Source organism: Marinicauda pacifica (assembly GCF_004793635.1).
GTDB lineage: Bacteria > Pseudomonadota > Alphaproteobacteria > Caulobacterales > Maricaulaceae > Marinicauda > Marinicauda pacifica.
Genome location: NZ_SRXV01000001.1, coordinates 303,745 through 323,600, shown reverse-complemented (window position 1 = coordinate 323,600; position 19,856 = coordinate 303,745). Strand labels below are relative to the sequence as shown.

Below are 19,856 nucleotides of genomic sequence, written 5' to 3'. Positions count from 1 at the left end.
GGAAACAAGATCATGAAAGCCTGGGCCACAATCGCGTCCATCTTTCTTATTGCGGTGACGCTAACCGCCTGCCAGACCATCCAGGGCGCAGGGCGGGACATCCAGAACGCCGGGGAGGCGCTCGAAAGCGCGGTCGACTAGATCCCCGGCTTCCCGGGGTGCTCCGGGAATATCTCGGACTCCTTGCGGTTGAGATGACGCGTCTCGGAGTGCATGAAGTCGCCCTCGGTAGTGGCGACGTAGACATCCATCACGAAGTGATCGTCCTCAACCGTCAGCAGATTGAACCCGGCGGGTTCGTCGCGTGTGCGTATCGAGAACGCGGTCGACGCGCTGACAAACCAGCACACATGATCCTCATGGCTCTCGGCCAGGGCGAACACCTGGTGCATGTGACCGGTCAGAACCAGGTGGGCGCCTCCGCGAATGAAGACGTCAGCCGCCGCGCCCCCGAACTTTGTCTTGGCCCGCCCGGTCATGCCCTCCGGTGCGACCAAGGGGTGGTGACACGTTACGACCCTCAACTGGCCATTCGGGGCATTGTGCTGCAGCCTGCCGGCGATTTCACGGGCCTGGTCGGGCCTTGCCCGACCCAATGACCAGTCCAGCCGCCACTGCGCACCCCGGCTCGTCTCGAAACTCTCGATGGCCACTTTATCGTCGGCAAAGCGCGGCTCGATCGTGTCGCCCATCCGGCGGCGAAAACGGCGCCAGGGCGAGAGCAGCCGCGAAAAGATGTTGGCATAAGGCACATCATGATTGCCCGGCGAAGCCACGACCGGGGCCCTGAACCGTTCGAATAACTTGCGTGCGGCCGCGAATTCGCTGCGTTTTCCGAACGTAGTCAGGTCACCGGACGCCACCACGACATCCGGTGCCAGGGTCTTTTCCATTTCCGCGAGCGCCTCCACGAGGCGTTCGTCCTCGCGGCCGAAATGCAGGTCGGCGATATGCAGGATTTTAGTCATCATCCGTTCGCGGCCAGGAACCGCACAGCTTCTGATTTGATCTTGAACTCGATCGGCGCTTTCAAATGCATGGGCTCACCGTCGAGCATAACGTCCAACGTGTCACGTCCGTCGACTTTCAGGCTTTCCACCCACCCTGACCGGATTCGAGGATGGTCACGCCATTGTTGCATGAGTGTGCTCATCCCGAGGCTGGCGACCTCGCTCATATGCCGGGGATCGGCGGTGACGATTTCCAGCTTGGGACGCCCCGCTTCCGCCGCGCCAGTCTCCAGCACGACATCAATCCCACCCGGGGCCAGCATCACCGCCCGCACCTTCGCAAACCGGCGTTCGGCGCCGTCGGCGTAGAGGCTCAGCCGAGTGGAAAGCATGGCCTCGACCCCTTCGCTTGCGTGGCGCCAGATGCCGCCAAGCCCCCCGAAGAGTCCGTCGTCGCGCACCGCCTCGCGGGCTTCGGCAAAGCGGGTGAGAAAGCCGACCGAGGCAGCGACGAAGAAGAGCTTACCGTCGAGCCCGCCAGCATGCAGCTTCACCTCATGATAGCTTGGCGCTTCTTCCAGCACCGTTCTCCAGTCCCGATCGCCGTACAGGCGCTTGGGTAGAATGTTCGCAGTGCCCAGAGGCAAGGGCATGATCTGACAGTCGATTTCGCGTTCTGCCACGATTTCGCAAACGGAGCGCGCGGTCCCGTCCCCGCCAGCGACCGCGATAATGTCGCGCTTCTGCTCGCATACGTCGCGGATGGTTTGCTCAAAATCGGTGTCGAGAAGCTGGATTTCGACGTCGGCCCAGCTCGCCGCCTGCGTAAGTGAATCGATAAAGGAATCCTCGATCCGGGCCGGAACGGACCCGGCTCCCGGATTAATCAGCAACGCCAATGATTTTTTCATGTTCGCCTAACGATCTCTACTCGGCAAATGATCCGCGCGGCGTGAGCAAAGATGTACGGAGCGCAGGAGCGACATTGTGCAAATGTCATATTTTTGGCTTATGGCCGGTACTCGTGCAATGACCAGAACCGGGGGCCTATCATGACGATCCGTTCTCTCCTACTCGCCGCAAGCGTTTTCAGTCTTGGCGCCTGCGCAAGCAATACGGCGCAAACCCCGCCAGCGGCATACGGACCGGCCGGACCCGATGCGGTGGCGGCCTACGAGGCCGTCACGTATTCAGGGACAGGGGCACAATGGCGCAATCTTGGCCAGCAAGAGCTGGCTGAGCGGATCAATCAGCCGCTCGCGAACGGCCGGGCGCGCAACGTCATTGTGTTCATCGCCGATGGTATGAGCCTCGGCACAGTCACCGCAGCACGGATCTATGACGGACAGTCGCGCGGCATGAGCGGTGAGGAAAACTATCTTCCGTTCGAGCGCTGGGGCCACACGGCGACGATCAAGACCTATTCGGAAAACGGGCAGGTTCCCGACAGCGCGGCCACTGCGTCCGCAATCCATACCGGCGTGAAAACTCATAACGGCGCTATTTCTGTCTACGCCCGTCAAACGCTGGAGAGCTGCCGAAGCGATGCGGACCTTCCCGCCACGCTTCTCGAACTCGCAGAAGCACGCGGCCTCTCCACCGGTATCGTGTCGAGCGCCCGCCTCACTCACGCCACGCCAGCGACGGCCTTTGCCCACGTGCCCAGTCGCAACTGGGAAGTCGATGCGGTTCTGCCCGCCGACGCGGTCGAGGCGGGATGCCGCGACATCGCCCGCCAGCTTGTCGAGTTTGACCATGGGAACGGACTTGAACTGGCCATCGGCGGGGGGCGTGCGGCCTTCCTGCCTTCCAGTACAGGAGGCCAGCGCGCCGACGGCAGGGACCTGACTGCCGAATGGGTCGAACGCGGCGGCGCCTATGCCGACAACCGGGCCGACCTCTTGGCCAGCCCGGCGGATCGTCCGCTCCTGGGTCTACTGGCGAGTTCCCACCTACCCTACGAGCTCGATCGCGGCGAGGACGAAGCCTCGCTCGCCGAACTGACCGAGCTGGCCGTAAACCGGCTGCAGGGCGACGAAGACGGCTTCTATCTTCTGGTGGAGGCTGGCCGCGTCGATCACGCTCATCACGGCAGCAATGCCGCGCGCGCACTTGCTGACGCTCAGGAATTCGCTCAGGCGATCGAACGCGCCAGCGAAATGGTCGACCTGTCCGAAACGCTGATCATCGTCACGGCCGATCACGGACACGTCTTCTCGATCGCAGGCTATCCGCGCCGCGGCAATCCGATCCTCGGCCTGGTGCACCCTGACGCGCCAGATCTCAGCGATGATCCTACGCCGCCTGCAACCGCTCAGGATGGCCGACCCTACACCACGCTCGGCTACTATACCGGCCCGCACCAGCGCCCACCTGAGGGCAGTCTGACCGACGCGGAAGTGATGGACCCTGACTACCGTCAGGAGAGCGCCGTGCCGATGGGGTCAGAAACTCATTCTGGTGAAGACGTGATTGCCTACGCGACCGGTCCCCAGGCGCACCTTGTGCGCGGTGTGATGGAACAGAACACGCTCTTCCACATCATCACCTACGCCTATGGCTGGGATCAGGCTGACGAAGACTAGAAAGCGCCGACCAGCGGTTCCAGCAAGAAACCCCGGGACGGTTGACCGTCCCGGGGTTTGTTTTGTCGGGTCGACGGCTGAAGCCTAGTAGACTTCGAACAGACCGGCCGCGCCCATGCCGCCGCCCACGCACATCGTGCTGACGACATATTTGGCACCGCGGCGTTTGCCTTCAATTAGGGCGTGGCCAACCATGCGCGCACCCGACATGCCGTACGGGTGGCCGATGGAGATCGCGCCGCCATTCACGTTCAGAAGCTCGTTCGGGATACCCAGCTTGTCGCGGCAGTACAGGACCTGCACAGCGAAAGCTTCATTCAGTTCCCACAGCCCGATATCGTCCATCTTCAGACCATTTGCCTTAAGCAGCTTGGGAATGGCGTAGACCGGGCCGATGCCCATCTCGTCGGGATCGAGGCCGGCCACCGCCATACCGCGATACGCACCCAGCGGCTCCAGCCCGCGCTTTTCCGCTTCCTTGGCCTCCATAAGGACCGCAGCCGAGGCCCCATCGGAGAGCTGGGAGGCGTTGCCGGCGGTGATAAACTGGCCTTCGGACACCTTCTGACCGTTCGCATGAACCGGGTTCAAGCTCTGAAGCCCCTCGAGCGTGGTTTCCGGCCGGTTGCCCTCGTCTTTTTCAAGGACCACATCGACGATCTCGGTCTCGCCGGTTTCCTTGTTTTTCTTCACCTGCTTGGAGGGAAGCGGGACGATCTCGTCGTCGAACTTGCCCGCTTTCTGCGCCGCGGCAGTCCGCTGCTGGGACTGTAGCGAATACTCGTCCTGGGCTTCGCGAGAGATCTTGTAGCGGTCGGCAACAATCTCGGCAGTTTCCAGCATCGACATATACAGGGCCGGCACGTGCTCGTTGATCCAGGGATCGAAGGCGCGATGCAGGTTCATGTGTTCGTTCTGTACAAGGGAGATGGATTCCAGTCCGCCACCGACCGTGACCTGCATGCCATCGGAGATGATCTGCTTGGCCGCTGTGGCGATTGCCATCATACCAGAGGCGCATTGCCGGTCCATGCTCATGCCGGCAACGCTGGTTGGCAAACCGGCACGGATGAGACACTGACGGGCCGGATTCTGGAAGGTGGAGCCCTGCTGCATTGCAGCGCCCATCACGACATCGTCGATGTCCTTGCCATCCAGCTTGGCGCGCTCGACAGCGTGCTTGATGACGTGGCCGCCCAGTTCCTGGGCCTGGGTGTTATTGAAAGCGCCGCGATAGGCCTTGCCGATCGGCGTGCGTGCAGTGGAAACGATAACAGCTTCGCGCATGGGGAATTTTCCTTGAAGCGTTTGAGTGAGAGGGAGTCTAGCCGAGCTTCACGCCAAAATGCCGCGCGGCGTACTCAACGAATTTGAAAGTCTGCTGGCCGCCCTGTTCGAACTCCTGCTGACCATCCGGGTCGACAATCTTGTTGAAATTCTCGGCAACCTTTTCCGGCGTCTGGTCCTCAGGGGCAAGATAAACACCTGGAGTTTCATAGATTTTCGTCGCGGCATAACCGCCGGCACCCGCGCACAGTATCGTGCGCGCCGGTCCATCCTCGCTAACGAGATAGACCAGCCCGGCCGTAACGGACTCGACCGTCATCAGCTTGGCCGCCTCTTCGGGGATCAGACCTTCGGTCATGCGCGTCAATGCGGTGGGCGAGAGCGTGTTGACCTTGATGCCGTATTTCTGGCCCTCCAGATGGAGGACGTTCATGAAACCGACGACACCCATTTTCGCCGCGCCGTAATTGGACTGACCGAAATTCCCATAGATGCCGGATGACGAACTGGTCATGGCAATGCGGCCGTAACCGGCCTCGCGCATTGGCTCCCACACCGCCTTGGTCGCGTTGACCGAACCGATCAGATGCACGTCGACAACCGCCTGGAAATCTTCCAGCGGCATCTTGGAAAAGCTCTTGTCTCTGAGAATGCCGGCATTGTTAACGAGGATGTCGACCTTGCCCCAGGTTTTCAGGGTCTGATCGACCATGTCCTGGACTTCAGCGATCCTGGTGACGTTCGCGCCGTGGGCAATGGCCTGACCGCCTGCGTCTGTGATTTCCCTGACGACGCTCTCCGCCGCCGAGAGCGACCCGCCCTCACCGGACACCGAACCGCCCAGATCGTTGACGACGACCTTCGCGCCGCGCCGCGCCAATTCCAGCGCGTGGGACTTTCCAAGCCCCGTTCCCGCACCGGTAACAATGGCGACTCGCCCGTCGAACCGGATATCACTCATGCCTCACCTCGTGTCATGATCAAAAGCCTGCCTTCCAAGATGAAAGGCGTTTTGTTCATGCGAGCGCGTTTTCACGCGTATTGCAAGGCAGCAATTTTCCGTGAGGTGGAGATTAAAGCAGGAAGGCCGGCATCTGAACGGCGTCGAACCCGTTTCGGGCGACGAACTCGCGGACACTCTTCTTCACCAGTGAGAGCAGGCGTTCGCGATCATTTATGAGGGCCGGGTCGAAGCGCGCGGGCCGCTTGCTGGCCACGCTTGGGGTCTCGCCGATATGACACGTCCAGCCCGCGATCACCGCCGTGATGTCGTCTTGCGCTGCACCATCGAAAATATCGACGCAGGCGCTCAGCTTGAGACCGGTGGCATCGCGAAGGTCGAGCGCGATCTGAAGCTTCAGCACTTCTTCCATGCGCCACAACCGCATGCGGCCACCCTGGCGGCGAACGCCGTGTACAGCCTTGATGCAATTGACCCGCTGCATGTGGCGCAGGATGGAGGACGAGCCGTCCGCCCCGAGGACGGCGCCAGCCCGGCCGCTGGTCCCGACCACTTCCTGGTCGGTCAGAACCTTGCGCACGCGCCAGTCATACTGCAGGAGCGCATCGAGTGCGTCAGGATCCTTGAAGATGAACTCGGACCGGGTATCGATAAACATGCGCAAGCCCCCTCGCGTTTGATTGACTGCGTTTAGTGAACGCAATGCGCTTTTGGGGCCGAACCCGTTAACAAATATTTACCGGGCTTTAAGAAAGCGATTCGAATCAGGACGCGACGATTCGCCGATCAGATCTTGTTTCTTCAATATGTTAACGTAGGAATCGTCACCTCAACCGACGCCTGAACACCCCTTAACCCCTGAGAATTTTTTTATGCAGTCGTCTGATATTTCAAACTCCGATATCCGGGATGCGTCCGGTCCGGGCATCGACGAGGCCATGATCCGTACACTGGTCAATGCGTTCTACGACCGGGTGAAGCAGGATGCCCTCATCGGGCCGGTGTTTGCCGAGCGGATCAGCGACTGGGAGCCCCACCTGCAACGCATGTACGCTTTCTGGTCGTCTGTGATGCTGGGAACCCGGCGATATTCCGGCCGGCCGGTGCCGCTTCATGCCGCATTGGACATAGAGGGGCGCCATTTCGACCGCTGGCTTACCCTGTTTGTTCATACCGCCCGTGAAGTATGCCCCCCGCAGGCCGCTGCGGCATTTGTTTTCCGGGCCCGCAAGATTGCCGAGGGCATGCAGCGGGCCATCGATTTCGGACGGACCTAGCCCACTTTCGCCTTCTGCAAGCGTCCTGTTTTCACGCTTCCGACAGGACTGAACGCTGAGAACAAGGCGTTCTGGTGCCTAAAATTGCGCTTTCGTCACTTTCGTTAGCAAACCAACTATGTCATATTCCTGTCCATGAGAGGGCCGGTAGAGCCCCCAGCCATTTCGGCAGAACACACGATCCGGGGAGGACAGCATGAAAAACCATCGTTGGATGAAGGGCGTAGCACTTGGCGCACTAGGTGCGGTCATCGGCGCATCAACATCGTACGCACAGCAGCTCGATGTTATTACTGTGACAGCACAGAAGCGCGAGCAGGCCATTACCGACGTGCCAATTGCGCTTACCGTCGTGGAAGGCCAGACCCTCGACGATTTCGAGATCAACACGCTCGACGATCTTCAGCTGAGCATCCCGAACTTCCAGGTCACCCAGACCGGCATCGGGACGCAAATGTACATCCGCGGCATCGGCACCGGCAACGATCCGGCATTCGAGCAATCGGTCGCCCAGTTCATCGACGGGGTCAGCTATGGCCGCGCCCGGCTGATCCGCGCGCCCTTCTTCGATCTCGAACGCGTGGAGGTCCTGCGCGGACCGCAATCGGTGCTGTTCGGCAAGAACACGACCGGCGGCGCGCTCAGCCTGGTCACCGCCGGGCCGACCGACGAGTTCGAGGCGGGGGTCTCCTCCACCTATCTGTTCGACTATGAGGAGCTGACGGCGGACGCCTATGTCTCCGGGCCGATCACGGAGACCCTGGGCGGACGCGTGGCGATCCGTTACGCCGATAGCGGCGGCTTCGTCACCAATTCCAATCTGGGCCGCGACGAACCCCAGCGCGAGCAGTTTGCCATTCGCGGCGTGCTCGCCTTCGAGCCGACCGCCAATTTCGACGCCACGCTGAAAGTCGAGCACAACACGTTCGACAATACCGGACGCGAGATCGAGGTCGTGCGCGACGAGGCCACGGTCGGCCCGACCTATGCCCAGGCCCTCAACGCGGTCGGCCTGACCGGCGGCATGACGAACACGCAGTTCGATTTCGTACGCGACGGCAATTCGCTGGAATATTCGGACAACACCGTCTTCAACACGACGCTGACGACGAATACCGATTTCGACCTTGGCACGCTGACGACGGTGACCGGCTATGTCACCTATGACCGCAACGAATTCGCCGATCTCGACTTTACCAACTACTACATCCTGACCGGCCTGGTCGAAGAAGAGTACGAGCAATTCTCCCAGGAAGTGCGCTTTGCCTCGCGCGAAGACCAGCGCCTCTCCTGGATCGTGGGCGGCTACTTCCAGGACAATACGCTGACCAATGGCGACGTGACCGGTTTCGGCCCGGCCATTACCAATCTGGGCTATGCGCCGATTGCCAATGTCGGACTGGAACGCGCCTACGAACAGGAAGCCACGGCCTACGCCGTGTTCGGCGAGTTCAACCTGGACATCACCGAACGCCTGCGCCTGATCGCCGGTCTTCGCTGGACCTATGAAGAGAAGGAAGCGAGCCGCCAGATCACGGCCACCACCGCGCCGGATGCCTTCGGCGCGCCGCTCACCACCAACCCGGTCGCGATTGCGATCGTGCAGGGCGGGCTCGGTGTTGCGCTCAACAATCCGGGCGCGGCCGGTCACGACCTCAACCAGAGCCGGGAAGAAGACCGCTTCACCCCCGCCATCACGCTGGAGTTCGATGCGAGCGACAATGTGATGCTGTTCGCCTCCTACAAGGAAGGCTTCAAGGGCGGCGGCTTCGATGTGCGCGGCAACTCGACGGCCTTCTTCGAATTCGACGAGGAGACCGTCACCTCCTACGAGGCCGGCCTTCGCGCCGACCTGTGGGATGGACGCGCGCAGTTCAACGCCACGGCTTACCTCGCCAAGTACGAAAACCTGCAGATCAGCCAGTTTGACGGCACGATCGGCTTCAATGTCGGCAATGCGGGTGAAACCGAAGTCAGCGGGATCGACATGGACGGGCGGATTGCTCTGACCGACAGCCTGTCGCTGGCCGCCGGCCTCTCCTATCTCGACTTTGAATACACCGACTTCCGCCGCGGCAACTGCGCCTTCGGTCAGACGCCGGATGGCGATGTCGTGAACGGGGTCCAGCTGTGCGACTACACCGGACGCCGGGGCCGCTTCACGCCGGAATGGACCGGCTTTGCACGCCTCGACTATGTCCGCCCGGTGAGCGACCGGATCGACTTCGTGAGCACGCTCAATGCCGGCTATACCGGCGAGCACAACATCCACGACAATCTGGACGAAGCCGCGGTTCAGGACGCCTACACGCTGGTCGATCTGCGGGTCGGCTTCGAGTCCGATCGCTGGGATGTGGCCCTCATCGGGCGCAACCTGCTGGACGAGGAAATCCTGACCTTCGCGGCCAACGTGCCGTTCGCCAGCAGCGTCGGCGCCAACACCTGGTATGCGGTGCCGCTGCGCCCGCAAACCTTCGGCATCCAGGGCTCAGTCCGCTTCTAGACGCCAACCAGCACCCGAGACTGAAAAACCCCCGGCCAATCGGCCGGGGGTTATTTTTTGTTGCGGGTATGTCGTTTGCAAACCCGCTTAATTGCCCGGGGTCTCGACTCAGTGGTAGCGTCCCGCCAAACAACCACGAAAGGGACGGCAATGAGCGAGTGGGAAGAAAATGGCCTTCAGGTCGATTTCGGCCAAGACCAGGCAAGCATCAACTGGCGGCGCGGGCGTGGCGCGATGATACATATTAATCGTCTGCCCTTTAACGGCCCCGGCCAGCAGACCGAGTCTGAAACTCAGGCTGCCGTTCGGCGAGCTGCGAAACAAGCCCTTCAAGAGCTTCTAGATCAGCTCTGAGACAAAAGATTTCGCCCTCACAAGCCGCGATGCGGTCTACATCATCCATCCTCACCTCCACGAAAAAGCCCGCCTATTTGGCGGGCTTCTTTTACTTCGGTTTGTCGCCAGCCTTCATAGGCGGCGGATCGTGCTTCGCCACGCGCTTTAGGCACTCGTCAAAGCGCTCGTCGTCCTCGTCGCATCCAGTTCGCGGGCGAGGTCACGGAACTTATCGGATTGAGGCTTATTCGGTTTCATCGCCAGGGTCCCCAGCGGTAAACAAATTCTCGCCGTCAACCATCGCAGCGGTGCATATCTCTAGAGGCTTCCCATCGGCCCGAATAACGCTGAGCCCTATTAGGTCGCTCATGTCGTATGTATGCAGCTGGTCCAGATTCCAAACCACAGCGGTCGCCAGGTGAATCGCATCGCTCGGCTTCTTGAGCTTCTCATGAGACCGCAAAAGGCTTCGCGCCCGCTCCGCTATCTCAATATCCACTTGGACGACATGGACAAAATCCTGCTCAAACAAGTTGTCGATTTGATTGTCCTCTTCAGCTGCCAGCCCCGTTTTGCCCCCCTCGCATTTAACCTTGTAAACCTCAGCCAAGCAGAACGCGCTGGTCCAGACCTCCAGCTGCCCGCGCTCCGCCTTATGCCAAACCACTTTTAAGTCGGCGGCTTTGTCTGGTTCGCCGTTAATGAGGCCGAGCCACGCGCATGCATCCCAGTATACACGCCTCCGCTCAGTCATCATTATATCCCCAAATCTCATCAAGGTGCTGAGTGGGAGACCTGCCCTCTAAGATATTGATTTTGCGAAGCGCCTTGAAATCTACAGGGCTGGACGTGACATCCTGCAGGTCAGTCGCCTGAATCCGGCTTATTACACCCGATTTGTCGTAAAACAGTCGACCTCGGACCCGAACTCGCTGACCGTTCCACGCGTCCGACCAACTGTGCGCGGAGCCAACCTTATTTGCTAATTCGTCAGAGAGCACGCACGGGACCAAGCGGCCAGTGAGCCGATCCTTCACATACACCGCCGGACGCCCGTTCCACGTTTTCGTCTCAGTCACATGGCCGTCAAGCGCGCCGTGTTCGGAATGACTCCTGTCTTCAACGAGAAGGGCCTCCACGCGGTTCAGCGCCTCAAGGCTGCTTCGAGCGAACTTCTCAATGAATACGGTTCTCGGCAAATCGTCGTCGAAATCAAAAACCGTCCGGCCTATACCGTTCAGATTTCGCTTGAATAAGGATTTCGCCGTAGAAGCCCGCTCCTGAATCCAAGGCGCGACCTTGCCTTCGCGCAACGCGGCCATATCCCGAGAAAACCGCTGCTTACCAGTTTGCATTAGTGGGATGACAGGCACCTCAGGATCGGGCGAATAGCCGACACCTGTAACAGTCGCCGGAGAGTTTTTCGAAAGACTCTCAAGGCGCCATTTGATTTTCTCCCCGCCAGCTTCTTGCGCTATCGCGACCGTCAGAAGCTCGAAAGCATCACGAAACTGGTCAAGCGTATCCGTTACCGTAAGAGGCCCGTCCTCTCCGATGTTGGATTCCACCTGTATCGTGATGCGATCGGACGACATGACTACCACCTCCACTGGCAGGATAGACTGTCACCGTAACATTGTGAATCAGCTAATATGCGACCGAGCGTCTACCGCTGATAAGGTTTCACATTAGTCAGCAGCGGTGCGTTCCTACTCACGCGTACGCAAGTCACATATTCGCGTTTCGTATTCGCATTAACCATCACACCGACGGGCGTTTGACCAGGTCTTCGCAGAAGTCCGGCAGGGTGCGTTCTCCGGCCACCTGGTCGTCGATCAGGGCGCGGTCGAAATAGTCGCGCCAGCCGGTGATGAGGCCGTCCGCATCGAAATCGACAATCCCTGCATAGGGTACCAGGACGTGGCGTCCTGCCGGGGTGTCGAAGTCCTCGGTCGCCTCGTAGAAGAGCTGGCTCTCATTCTCCGCATGACTGAACAGGCGCAGGCGGCTGGTAACGCAGACTTCGCCATAGGCCTTGAGAAAGGCGATCGCGCCATCCCGGCCATGGGCGGGCGGCTTGGTGGTGGCGGAAAAATGCCAGACCACATCGGGATGAAGCCGGGCCGAGACGCTGTCGAGATCGCCCCGCTTCCAGTCATCGATGAGGCCGAGAAAGCTGTCGAGTTTGCTCATAAAGTCGGGTCCTTCTATTTCGAGGGGGCGACGCGGGCCGCGTCTTCGCGCAGCTTGGAGACGATCTCCTCCGCGCTCGCCAGAGGCTGGCGCGTACTGTCGTAGACATGGGCCGGGCGCGGCCGGTGATCGAACCAGAGGCGGCCTTCCTGGGGCTCGGGCCGCTGCGCGGAGAGCCAGAGGGCGGTGTCCCCGCCCTGCTCCGGCGAGCGCAGGAAAGCGCCGAGGATCTTGTGAAAACGCGGCAGGCTGCGCTCCACGCCTTCGGTATCGGCCCAGCCGGGATGCATGGTGTAGGCGCGCGCATCGCCGTCACGCGCCGTCCACAGGTCGGACAGGACGAGCTGGGCGCGCTTGTGCGTGGCGTAGGCGGCAAAGCCGTTAAAGCCCTCCTCGCCCTGCTCCATGTAGGCCAGGTTCTGGGGCGCGTTGTACATGCCGCCCGACGCCATGTTCACGATGGTTGCCTCGGGCGCGAACAGGCCGCGATCGAAGAGACCCTCGGTCAGGATGTAGGCGCAGAGCACGTTGACCGCGTACATCTGCTCGAAGCCTTCTTCGGTCTTGCGCCAGGAATGACTGAGAATGCCGACATTGTTGACCAGCGTATCGATGCGGTCGCCGCGCTGCTCGAGCGTATCCAGCAAGGCGTGCGTCTCGCTGGCGAGGCTGAGATCGGCCTTCAGCGGCACCAGGCTGCCCGGACCGCCAGAGGTCTCGGAGTCCAGCCGGGCCAGCTTCTCGTCCGACCGGCCGACCGCCAGGACCTGGGCGCCCTGGGCGACGGCGGTGCGCACGATCGCCGCCCCGATCCCGCCCGTGGCACCGGTGACCAGCAGGGTCTGCCCGGCCAGCGCGTCGTAATTGCCCGGCTTTCCAAGGCCGTGCAGCTTGTAGCCCATGACCGAAAACGGGATAAGAAAGCGACCATAGAAGTTTACGGCTTTCACCAATGGGGACACGCGGGGCTCCTTTTCTGGTTACATTGCAGATCGCGTCGACGCACCCTTGCATCGACGACCCGGTAACGGCTAACTTACTTTCACAATAATACTAACTCGACGCATTACGAAACCCAGTGCAAGGATCGACATCATGTCTGCCGAACGTCCCGCCGCCCTGTACGAGCGCAACAAGGCCCATCTCGATGCCGCGCTGAAGGCCTGCGAGACGCGCAGCTACTGGAGCCCCTTCACCGAGTCTCCGAGTACCAGCCTGCACGGGCCGGAGCGGCCGGCCGAAGGCAAGGCGCGCTTCGAGGCCATGCTGGGCCGGCGTTTCGATCTGGACCAGCCTGGCACGATCGGCGAGGTCGGCTACGAGATTTCGCCCTATACCGGCAAGACGCTGGACGTGCGCTACCCCAAGCCGGACCCGCAAGCGCTGTTCGATGCGGCGAAGGCCGCGATGAAGCCGTGGCAGCGCCTGACGGCGGAGGAGCGCGCGGGCGTCTGTCTGGAGATGGCGTTCGCGCTGGAAGAGCAGGCCTTCGCCAACGCTCACGCGACGATGCACACTGCCGGCCAGGCCTATCTGATGGCGTTCTCGGGCAGCGGGGCGAACGCGCTCGACCGCGGCGTGGAGGCGCTGACCTATGCCTACAAGGCGCTCAAGGATGTGCCGCGGACCGCCGACTGGGAGAAATCCTTCGGCCGGACCGGCGTGGTCCAGCTGAAGAAGCAATACCGGATTCGCGCGCGCGGGGTCGCGGTCGTGGTCTGCTGCGCCACCTTCCCGCTCTGGAATGCCTACCCGGCCGTGTTTGCCAATCTGATGACCGGCAATCCGGTGATCCTGAAACCCCACCCCAACGGCATCCTGCCCGTGGCGATGGCCGTCAAGCGCATGCGCGAAACCCTCACCGCGTGCGGGCTCGACCCCAACATGGTCCTGATGGCCGCCGACGAGCGCGAGACCCCGATCACGATCGAGCTGCTGCAGCATCCAGATTGCGCGATCATCGACTATACCGGCAGCCAGCGCTTCGGCCTCTGGATCGAAGAACATTGTGCCGACAAGCTGGTCTATACCGAGACCGCGGGCTGCAACGGCGTCGTGATGGACTCCCTGTCCGATCCCGAAGGCCTGATCGGGGGGCTGGCCAACGGGCTGTGCGGCTTCTCCGCCCAGATGTGCACCAGCCCGCAGAACATCCATATTCCGGCCGGCGGGGTGAAGATTGCCGGCGGCGAGACGCTGTCCTTCGAAGAGGTCGGCCAGCGCCTGGCCGACACGATCGTCAAGCGGACCGAGGACCCCAAGCGCGCCGCGGCCCTGTGCGGCGCCGTCCAGGCGCGCCAGTCGATCGATCTGATCGAGCAGGTGCGCGAGCGGGTGAAGGCCGCTGGCGGGCGGGTCGTGCTGGACAGCCGCCCCTATGAGCATCCCGACTTCCCGGGCGCGCAGACGGCAACCCCGCTGGTGGTCGAGGTCGAGGCCGATGCGGTCGACCTCTACGGCGAAGAGGTGTTCGCGCCGGTCTGCTTCCTGATCCGCGAACCGAGCCGGGAGGCCGCGTTGCAGAATGCCGCGACGCTCGCCGCCGAGCGCGGAGCGATCTCCTCCTACCTCTATTCGTCCGACCGGGACTTCATCGAGGCCGCGCAGGACGCCTTCACCGATGCGGGCGCCTCGCTATGGATCAACATGGACCAACGCATGCCGATCAACTTTGCCGCCGCGTATAGCGATTATCACGTCACCGGGCTGAACCCGGCGGGCAATGCGTGCCTGGCCGACCTCGCCTTCGTGGCGGACCGCTTCCGGATCGTGCAGTTCCGCGAGCCGGTCCCGGCCGAGGCGGCCCAATGAGCGCGCCGGGCGAAGGCCAGACTGGGCTGGAAATCCTCACCGAGTGGAAGGCGTCCGGCAAGGCGCCGGGCTTTGCCGGCCTGCTGGGCTTCAGCGTCGCCGATTTCGGGCCGGGCTATGCCCATCTCGACTGCCCGATCCGGCCCGAGCACGCCAATCTGATGAAGGGCGTGCATGGCGGCGTGATGGCCGGGCTGATGGATGCGGTGACCGGGTGCGCGCTGCTGACCCTGCTGGGGTCGAACGAGCGCTTCGCCACGACCGACCTGCAGGTGCGCTATCTGAAAGGCGCGCCGTCCGATGCGAAGCGCCTGCGCGCCGAAGCCGACATCGTCCACCGAGGACGCACGCTGTGCGTGGCCGAAACGCGCGTCTGCTCGCCGGACGGGACGGTGCATGCGCGCGGCTCGGCCAGCATGATGATCCGGCCGGTCAAGAGAGCTTCGGAAGACGGGTAGGACGTACTCTGACGTTTCGAGCATTTTCGAACCGCAAAACCGGTCCCCACTTTTGCTGAAAATGCTCGGGCATCAGGACAGCGCCGCAGCTACCTCGCGGCGCACCACCTTGCCGACCGCATTGCGCGGCAGGGCCTCCAGGACGTGATAGGTCTTGGGCGCGGCGACTGCGCCGATGGCGTCGCGCACCGCCTGGCCGAGATCGTCCTCGCTCACCGCACCGGAATGCACGATGGCCGCCTCGATGCGCTCGCCCCAATAGTCGTCGGCGACGCCGAAAACACACGCTTCCTCCACCCCGTCGACGCTCAAGAGCGCGCGCTCGACCTCACCGGGATAGACGTTGAAGCCGCCGGTGATGATCATTTCGCGCGCGCGGCCCCGGATGTAGAGGAAGCCGGCCGCGTCGATACGGCCCAGGTCGCCGGTGTGCAGCCAGCCCTCGGTCGCCGGAAACTCCTCTCCCGTCAGATAGCTCTGCGCGACGAGCGGGCCGCGCACGAGGATCTCCCCGTCCTCGCCGGGTCCGGCGTCGATACGCACCTCGCTTGACGGACAGGGCTGGCCGACGCTTTCCAGCTTGCCGGAAGACGAGAGCGTGTCCGCATTCATGGCGCTGACCGCGACCGGCGCCTCGACCTGGCCGTACATCACCGCGATGCGCGGACCGAAGGCGGCCTGCGCCTTTTCGATCTGGGCCGGAGCCATGGGCGCGGCGCTGTAGATGAGTTCGCGCAGGGCCGGGAAGCGGTCCGGCGTGGCCTTTCCGCTGGAGACCAGCTTGGTGATGAGCGTGGGCGGCATGAAGGTGTGGGTGACGGCGCGCGCCTCCATCGTGTCCAGCACGGTGTCCGGATCGGCGCTGGCCAGCACTTCGTGCCGCCCGCCCTGGGCCAGCACCGGGAAGAGCAGATGGAACGCGCCGTGGGAGAGCGGGGCGACGGCGAGATTGACCGAGTCCGGGCCGATGGCGAAGACCTGCGTCAGGTCGTCAATCACGGTGGCGATCATCGACTGGGTCTGAGCGACGGCCTTGGGCGTGCCGGTCGTGCCGCCGGTCAGCTTGATGCTCATCACATGGTCCGGCGCCAGGGCAGGACGCCGCCAGCCGTCCGCATCGATCCCGAGCGCGTCCAGGCATCCGGCGGCCGAGGCGGAGAAGGCGACGCTGTCCCGAGTCTCGCTGACACAGTCGGCACAGGCCGTATCGCGCAGCACCAGGCCGGGCTTGAGCGTCGCGACCACGGTGTCATTGAGCGCGCGGGCGCTGCGCGGGTTGAGCGGCAGCCAGCTATGACCCGACAGGAAGATGCCCAGCATGGCGACCAGGTGCTCGCCATGATTTTTGGCCGCCAGTGCCACGATCCGGGTTTCGCTGGTGCCGAGCCTGGCCTGCAGACCTGCCGCAAGCCGCGTCGCCCGGCGCGCCAGCGCCCCATAGGTCAGCGCCGCGCCGCTCTCGTCGCGCACGGCGAGCGCGTCCGGGGTACGCTGCGCCTGGGCCAGGAACCGGTCGATAGCGGCGATCATGACGCGGGGGCCTCCAGCACGCTGACCACGGTCGCGCCCTCCTCCACGTCCAGGAAGCCGCCGCCATTTTCCGCCACGGCGATCCGCGCGCCTTCCACCTGGCGCCGGCCCGCCTCGCCGCGCAGCTGGGTCACCAGTTCGAAGAGCTGGGCAATGCCGGTTGCGCCGACCGGATGTCCCTTGGACACCAGCCCGCCAGACGGATTGACCGGTGTGCGTCCACCCAGACGGGTATGGCCGGCTTCCGCATACACACCGCCCTCGCCTGGCGGGCAAAGTCCGAGATTTTCGGTCTGCTGAAGCTCGGCATAGGCGGTGGCGTCGTGGACCTCGGCGACATCGATGTCTTCAGGCGAAATGCTGGCGAGCTCGTAGGCGGCGCGGGCGGTGCGCGCGCCGACATGCTGGTCGAACGCCTCTGGCGCGCGGCTGGTCGCGCTGAGCAGCGAGATGCCGCGCAGGCTCACTGCGCGGGCTCTGGCCGCCTGCGGCACCGCGCTATCCGCCATCAGGACCAGCGCGGCGGCGCCGTCGCTGATCGGTGCGCACATGGAGCGGGTAAACGGCCAGACAATGAGCTTGTCGGCCAGCACCTCCTTGATGCTCATCGGCTTCTGGTACTGGGCCAGCGGGTTGAGCGCGGAGTGATCGTGATTCTTCGCCGCGATGGCAGCCAGCTGGCGCTGGGTCGAGCCGAACGTCTTCATGTGCAGCCGCGCGAAGGCCGCATAGCTGTCCATGAAGAAGCTGCGCGTCGCAGCACCGCTGCGCTGGTCTTCGGGGATCAGTTCGGCGGCAAGCCGGTCGACCGCCGCGTGGACCTCGTCAATGCGGGCAATGTCGGTCCCGCCGCGAAAGGCGGCGGCGACCGCGTCGGCCCGGTCGGGGAAGAACATCTTCTCCGCCCCGACCACAAGCGCGGTTTCGCACAGGCCGGCCCTGATATGGGCCGCGGCCTGCCACAGCGCGGTCGATCCGCTGGCGCAGGCATTCTCCACATTGACGATGGGAATGCCTTCGATGCCCGCCGCGCGCAGGGCGATCTGGCCGCGGATCGTGTTCTGGCCCTCCAGCATGGGCTGGCGGGTATTGGCGAACCAGGCGGCTTCAATGCGCTCCGACCCGATCCCGGCATCGGCCAACGCCGCCGATACGGCCTGTGCCGTCAACTGTTTCACGCTCGCCCCGGGCTGCTTGCCCATGGGCGTCATGGCGATTCCGGCGATTCGCGGCGCGGTCATGCCGGTTTCAGGCGGGCGGCAAGCTCGGCGCGAACCACCTTGTTGAGCGGGTTGCGCGGCAGGGCGTCGACAATCTCCAGGCGCTCGGGCCATTTGAACTTGGCCACGCCCTGCTCGGTCAGGAAGGCGCGCACATCGTCCAGCGTCAGGCTCTCGCCCGGTTTCAGCACGGCGAACAGGGCAACCTTCTCGCCCATCGTCGCATCGGGATAGCCGCACACGGCCGCCTCCGCGATGGCCGGGTGAGCGCTGATAATGCCGTCCAGCTCCTCGGGCGAGATATTCATCCCGCCGCGGATGATGAGCTCCTTGCGCCGTCCCTTGAAGCGGTAGAAGCGCGCCAGATCGCCCTCGCCGGCAATCTCGAACAGATCGCCGGTGCGGAAATAGCCGTCCGCATCGAACACGCCCTCGCCTGCATCGTTGAGATAGCCGTCAAACACGTTGGGGCCCCGGATGAGAATCTCTCCGGGCACGCCGGGCTCGGTGATCTCCCTGTCGTCGTTCTCCCACTCGACCAGCTTGGTCTCGAAGCGCTGGCCGAACCGGTTCTGCCATTCGATCTCGGGCCGGCCGAAGCGGGGAAAGAGCGTGGCACGCTGTTCGGTGTCGGGCACTTCGTTCGGGCCGCCGCACAGGCCGATGCCTTCGTTGGAGCCGAAGAAGTTGATGATCTCGATCCCGAACTTCTCCTTGAAGCCGCTGACCATCCACGGGTCGAGCGGCGCGCTGCCCGAGGCGATGTATTTAACGCCGGAGATATCGACCTTGGAATGAAGCTCCTCGTTCTGGAGAAACATGTTCAACACCGCCGGAGGTGCGATCGTGTAGGCCACATCTTCCTGCACGAGCTGCTGGAGGAAGACCGGCAGATCGAACGGGTGATGCAGGGCCAGCGTCGCGCGCACTTGCGGCCAGTAGAAGAAGAATCCCGACAGTGCGGCCATGTTGGTCATCGGGAACGGGTTGAGCATCGTCTCCCCGTCCTCGAGCGGCACGGTATCCTCGATCGCGACGACCTGGGCAAACCAGTGCTGGTGGGTACGCGGAACGCCCTTGGGCGTGCCGGTGGTGCCCGACGTCCAGCACACGGTAAAGATCTTGTCGGCCGTCGCCGCGCTTTCCTCGATACGCTCGGAAGGCTTGGCCAGGTAGAGGGCGAGCGACCGCGCCTTGTCGTCCGGCGAGCCGAAGGAGAAGCGCGTCACGCTCTTGTCCAGCGCGCTGGCGACGCCCGATGCCGCAGGCACACCCTTGAAGTGGGACTGGCCGATGAAACAGACCGCATCGAGTTCGCGAGCCATGTGGCCGATCTCGTGACGGCCGTACTGCATAGGCACCGGGCTGATGATCGCCCCCAGGCGCGACAGCGCCAGGTAAAGCACGCTCAGCTCGGCCGTGTTGGGTAGCTGGACCAGCACGGCGCGCCCGGGCTTCACCCCGGCTTCGCGCAGCGTGTAGGCCAGGTTGTGCGAGGCGTTCTGAACCTGATTATAGGTCAGGCGCCGGGGCGGACGCCCGATCAGTGTTTCGCAGTCTGGCGGATCGACGACCGCGACCCGGTCGGGGACCGCGTCGGCGGCGGCATCGAACACGGAGTGAAGCGTGCGGTCGTCCCACCAGCCCTGATCGCGGTAATACTGATGCCTGGTCTCGCGGTCGCTCATGGACATCGTGCTTTCTCCCCGTATTCTTTCATTGGCCCTGTGGCTTTCGTAATCAAA

At 63.0% G+C, this 19,856-nt stretch carries 19 protein-coding genes; 7 read left to right on the top strand and 12 right to left on the bottom strand.

Annotated features, from left to right (window positions below; genetic code table 11):
- The first annotated feature begins 12 nt into the window (after positions 1 to 12).
- Entirely contained in the window at positions 13 to 141 is a 129-nt protein-coding gene (locus tag E5162_RS01670) for an entericidin A/B family lipoprotein (protein WP_135943218.1), read from the top strand.
- Here the strand turns inward: E5162_RS01670 and E5162_RS01665 are convergent.
- Positions 138 to 971, bottom strand: coding sequence for a metallophosphoesterase family protein (locus E5162_RS01665; protein ID WP_135943217.1), 834 nt, complete (start codon positions 969 to 971; stop codon positions 138 to 140). The two genes, E5162_RS01670 and E5162_RS01665, sit on opposite strands and share 4 nt — an antisense overlap.
- Complete coding sequence (locus E5162_RS01660; protein ID WP_135943216.1) at positions 968 to 1,861, bottom strand: diacylglycerol/lipid kinase family protein; 894 nt, start codon at positions 1,859 to 1,861, stop codon at positions 968 to 970. The genes E5162_RS01665 and E5162_RS01660 overlap by 4 nt, the downstream gene beginning before the upstream one ends.
- Before the next feature lie 141 nt (positions 1,862 to 2,002).
- Here E5162_RS01660 and E5162_RS01655 point away from each other — a divergent pair, with 141 nt between their 5' ends.
- Positions 2,003 to 3,535 carry an alkaline phosphatase gene (locus E5162_RS01655; protein WP_135943215.1) on the top strand — a complete coding sequence of 511 codons (1,533 nt, stop codon included), beginning with the start codon at positions 2,003 to 2,005 and terminating at the stop codon, positions 3,533 to 3,535.
- An 84-nt stretch (positions 3,536 to 3,619) separates the two neighbouring features.
- Here E5162_RS01655 and E5162_RS01650 read toward each other — a convergent pair whose 3' ends face one another.
- The 3 genes from E5162_RS01650 to E5162_RS01640 all read right to left on the bottom strand — a co-directional run bounded on the left by E5162_RS01650 (position 3,620) and on the right by E5162_RS01640 (position 6,441).
- Complete coding sequence (locus tag E5162_RS01650; RefSeq protein ID WP_135943214.1) at positions 3,620 to 4,822, bottom strand: acetyl-CoA C-acyltransferase; 1,203 nt, start codon at positions 4,820 to 4,822, stop codon at positions 3,620 to 3,622.
- Positions 4,823 to 4,859: 37 nt separating this feature from the next.
- Positions 4,860 to 5,783, bottom strand: a complete 924-nt coding sequence (locus tag E5162_RS01645) for an SDR family NAD(P)-dependent oxidoreductase (protein ID WP_135943213.1) — start codon at positions 5,781 to 5,783, stop codon at positions 4,860 to 4,862.
- 112 nt (positions 5,784 to 5,895) lie between these two features.
- Positions 5,896 to 6,441, bottom strand: coding sequence for a hypothetical protein (locus tag E5162_RS01640; protein WP_135943212.1), 546 nt, complete (start codon positions 6,439 to 6,441; stop codon positions 5,896 to 5,898).
- 214 nt (positions 6,442 to 6,655) lie between these two features.
- Between E5162_RS01640 and E5162_RS01635 the strand changes: the two genes are divergently transcribed.
- The 3 genes from E5162_RS01635 to E5162_RS01625 all read left to right on the top strand — a co-directional run bounded on the left by E5162_RS01635 (position 6,656) and on the right by E5162_RS01625 (position 9,917).
- The gene (locus E5162_RS01635; RefSeq protein WP_135943211.1) at positions 6,656 to 7,060 is read left to right on the top strand and encodes a group III truncated hemoglobin; all 405 of its coding nucleotides are present in this window, start codon (positions 6,656 to 6,658) and stop codon (positions 7,058 to 7,060) included.
- A 295-nt stretch (positions 7,061 to 7,355) separates the two neighbouring features.
- Positions 7,356 to 9,563, top strand: a complete 2,208-nt coding sequence (locus tag E5162_RS01630) for a TonB-dependent receptor (protein WP_158291159.1) — start codon at positions 7,356 to 7,358, stop codon at positions 9,561 to 9,563.
- A 150-nt stretch (positions 9,564 to 9,713) separates the two neighbouring features.
- Entirely contained in the window at positions 9,714 to 9,917 is a 204-nt protein-coding gene (locus tag E5162_RS01625) for a hypothetical protein (protein ID WP_135943209.1), read from the top strand.
- A gap of 226 nt (positions 9,918 to 10,143) precedes the next feature.
- Here E5162_RS01625 and E5162_RS01620 read toward each other — a convergent pair whose 3' ends face one another.
- The 4 genes from E5162_RS01620 to E5162_RS01605 all read right to left on the bottom strand — a co-directional run bounded on the left by E5162_RS01620 (position 10,144) and on the right by E5162_RS01605 (position 13,054).
- The gene (locus E5162_RS01620) at positions 10,144 to 10,656 is read right to left on the bottom strand and encodes a type II toxin-antitoxin system VapC family toxin (RefSeq protein ID WP_158291158.1); all 513 of its coding nucleotides are present in this window, start codon (positions 10,654 to 10,656) and stop codon (positions 10,144 to 10,146) included.
- Positions 10,646 to 11,494 (bottom strand): hypothetical protein, encoded by an 849-nt coding sequence (locus E5162_RS01615; protein ID WP_135943207.1) that lies wholly within the window; start codon positions 11,492 to 11,494, stop codon positions 10,646 to 10,648. The genes E5162_RS01620 and E5162_RS01615 overlap by 11 nt, the downstream gene beginning before the upstream one ends.
- A gap of 166 nt (positions 11,495 to 11,660) precedes the next feature.
- Positions 11,661 to 12,092 carry a nuclear transport factor 2 family protein gene (locus tag E5162_RS01610; RefSeq protein WP_135943206.1) on the bottom strand — a complete coding sequence of 144 codons (432 nt, stop codon included), beginning with the start codon at positions 12,090 to 12,092 and terminating at the stop codon, positions 11,661 to 11,663.
- A gap of 14 nt (positions 12,093 to 12,106) precedes the next feature.
- A complete protein-coding gene (locus E5162_RS01605; protein ID WP_135943205.1) occupies positions 12,107 to 13,054 on the bottom strand; it encodes an SDR family NAD(P)-dependent oxidoreductase in 948 nt (315 codons plus the stop codon).
- 133 nt (positions 13,055 to 13,187) lie between these two features.
- Here E5162_RS01605 and paaN point away from each other — a divergent pair, with 133 nt between their 5' ends.
- Both paaN and E5162_RS01595 read left to right on the top strand, forming a co-directional pair.
- Complete coding sequence (gene paaN, locus E5162_RS01600) at positions 13,188 to 14,903, top strand: phenylacetic acid degradation protein PaaN (RefSeq protein WP_135943204.1); 1,716 nt, start codon at positions 13,188 to 13,190, stop codon at positions 14,901 to 14,903.
- A complete protein-coding gene (locus tag E5162_RS01595; RefSeq protein ID WP_135943203.1) occupies positions 14,900 to 15,361 on the top strand; it encodes a PaaI family thioesterase in 462 nt (153 codons plus the stop codon). The genes paaN and E5162_RS01595 overlap by 4 nt, the downstream gene beginning before the upstream one ends.
- A gap of 72 nt (positions 15,362 to 15,433) precedes the next feature.
- Here E5162_RS01595 and E5162_RS01590 read toward each other — a convergent pair whose 3' ends face one another.
- Genes E5162_RS01590 through E5162_RS01580 form a run of 3 tightly spaced genes read right to left on the bottom strand, consistent with a single transcriptional unit; the run spans position 15,434 to position 19,805 of the window.
- The gene (locus E5162_RS01590; RefSeq protein ID WP_135943202.1) at positions 15,434 to 16,891 is read right to left on the bottom strand and encodes a class I adenylate-forming enzyme family protein; all 1,458 of its coding nucleotides are present in this window, start codon (positions 16,889 to 16,891) and stop codon (positions 15,434 to 15,436) included.
- Entirely contained in the window at positions 16,888 to 18,132 is a 1,245-nt protein-coding gene (locus E5162_RS01585; protein WP_135943201.1) for a thiolase family protein, read from the bottom strand. The genes E5162_RS01590 and E5162_RS01585 overlap by 4 nt, the downstream gene beginning before the upstream one ends.
- On the bottom strand, positions 18,129 to 19,805 hold the full coding sequence (locus E5162_RS01580; RefSeq protein WP_158291157.1) for a class I adenylate-forming enzyme family protein: 1,677 nt from the start codon (positions 19,803 to 19,805) through the stop codon (positions 18,129 to 18,131). Before E5162_RS01580 ends, E5162_RS01585 begins: the two co-directional genes overlap by 4 nt.
- Positions 19,806 to 19,856 lie beyond the last annotated feature (51 nt).

Coding starts and splice junctions, on each gene's coding strand:
- E5162_RS01670 (WP_135943218.1), top strand. CDS start 13: ATGAAAGCCTGGGCCACAATCGCGTCCATCTTTCTTATTGCGGTGACG.
- E5162_RS01665 (WP_135943217.1), bottom strand. CDS start 971: ATGATGACTAAAATCCTGCATATCGCCGACCTGCATTTCGGCCGCGAG.
- E5162_RS01660 (WP_135943216.1), bottom strand. CDS start 1,861: ATGAAAAAATCATTGGCGTTGCTGATTAATCCGGGAGCCGGGTCCGTT.
- E5162_RS01655 (WP_135943215.1), top strand. CDS start 2,003: ATGACGATCCGTTCTCTCCTACTCGCCGCAAGCGTTTTCAGTCTTGGC.
- E5162_RS01650 (WP_135943214.1), bottom strand. CDS start 4,822: ATGCGCGAAGCTGTTATCGTTTCCACTGCACGCACGCCGATCGGCAAG.
- E5162_RS01645 (WP_135943213.1), bottom strand. CDS start 5,783: ATGAGTGATATCCGGTTCGACGGGCGAGTCGCCATTGTTACCGGTGCG.
- E5162_RS01640 (WP_135943212.1), bottom strand. CDS start 6,441: ATGTTTATCGATACCCGGTCCGAGTTCATCTTCAAGGATCCTGACGCA.
- E5162_RS01635 (WP_135943211.1), top strand. CDS start 6,656: ATGCAGTCGTCTGATATTTCAAACTCCGATATCCGGGATGCGTCCGGT.
- E5162_RS01625 (WP_135943209.1), top strand. CDS start 9,714: ATGAGCGAGTGGGAAGAAAATGGCCTTCAGGTCGATTTCGGCCAAGAC.
- E5162_RS01620 (WP_158291158.1), bottom strand. CDS start 10,656: ATGATGACTGAGCGGAGGCGTGTATACTGGGATGCATGCGCGTGGCTC.
- E5162_RS01615 (WP_135943207.1), bottom strand. CDS start 11,494: ATGTCGTCCGATCGCATCACGATACAGGTGGAATCCAACATCGGAGAG.
- E5162_RS01610 (WP_135943206.1), bottom strand. CDS start 12,092: ATGAGCAAACTCGACAGCTTTCTCGGCCTCATCGATGACTGGAAGCGG.
- paaN (WP_135943204.1), top strand. CDS start 13,188: ATGTCTGCCGAACGTCCCGCCGCCCTGTACGAGCGCAACAAGGCCCAT.
- E5162_RS01595 (WP_135943203.1), top strand. CDS start 14,900: ATGAGCGCGCCGGGCGAAGGCCAGACTGGGCTGGAAATCCTCACCGAG.
- E5162_RS01590 (WP_135943202.1), bottom strand. CDS start 16,891: ATGATCGCCGCTATCGACCGGTTCCTGGCCCAGGCGCAGCGTACCCCG.
- E5162_RS01585 (WP_135943201.1), bottom strand. CDS start 18,132: ATGACCGCGCCGCGAATCGCCGGAATCGCCATGACGCCCATGGGCAAG.
- E5162_RS01580 (WP_158291157.1), bottom strand. CDS start 19,805: ATGTCCATGAGCGACCGCGAGACCAGGCATCAGTATTACCGCGATCAG.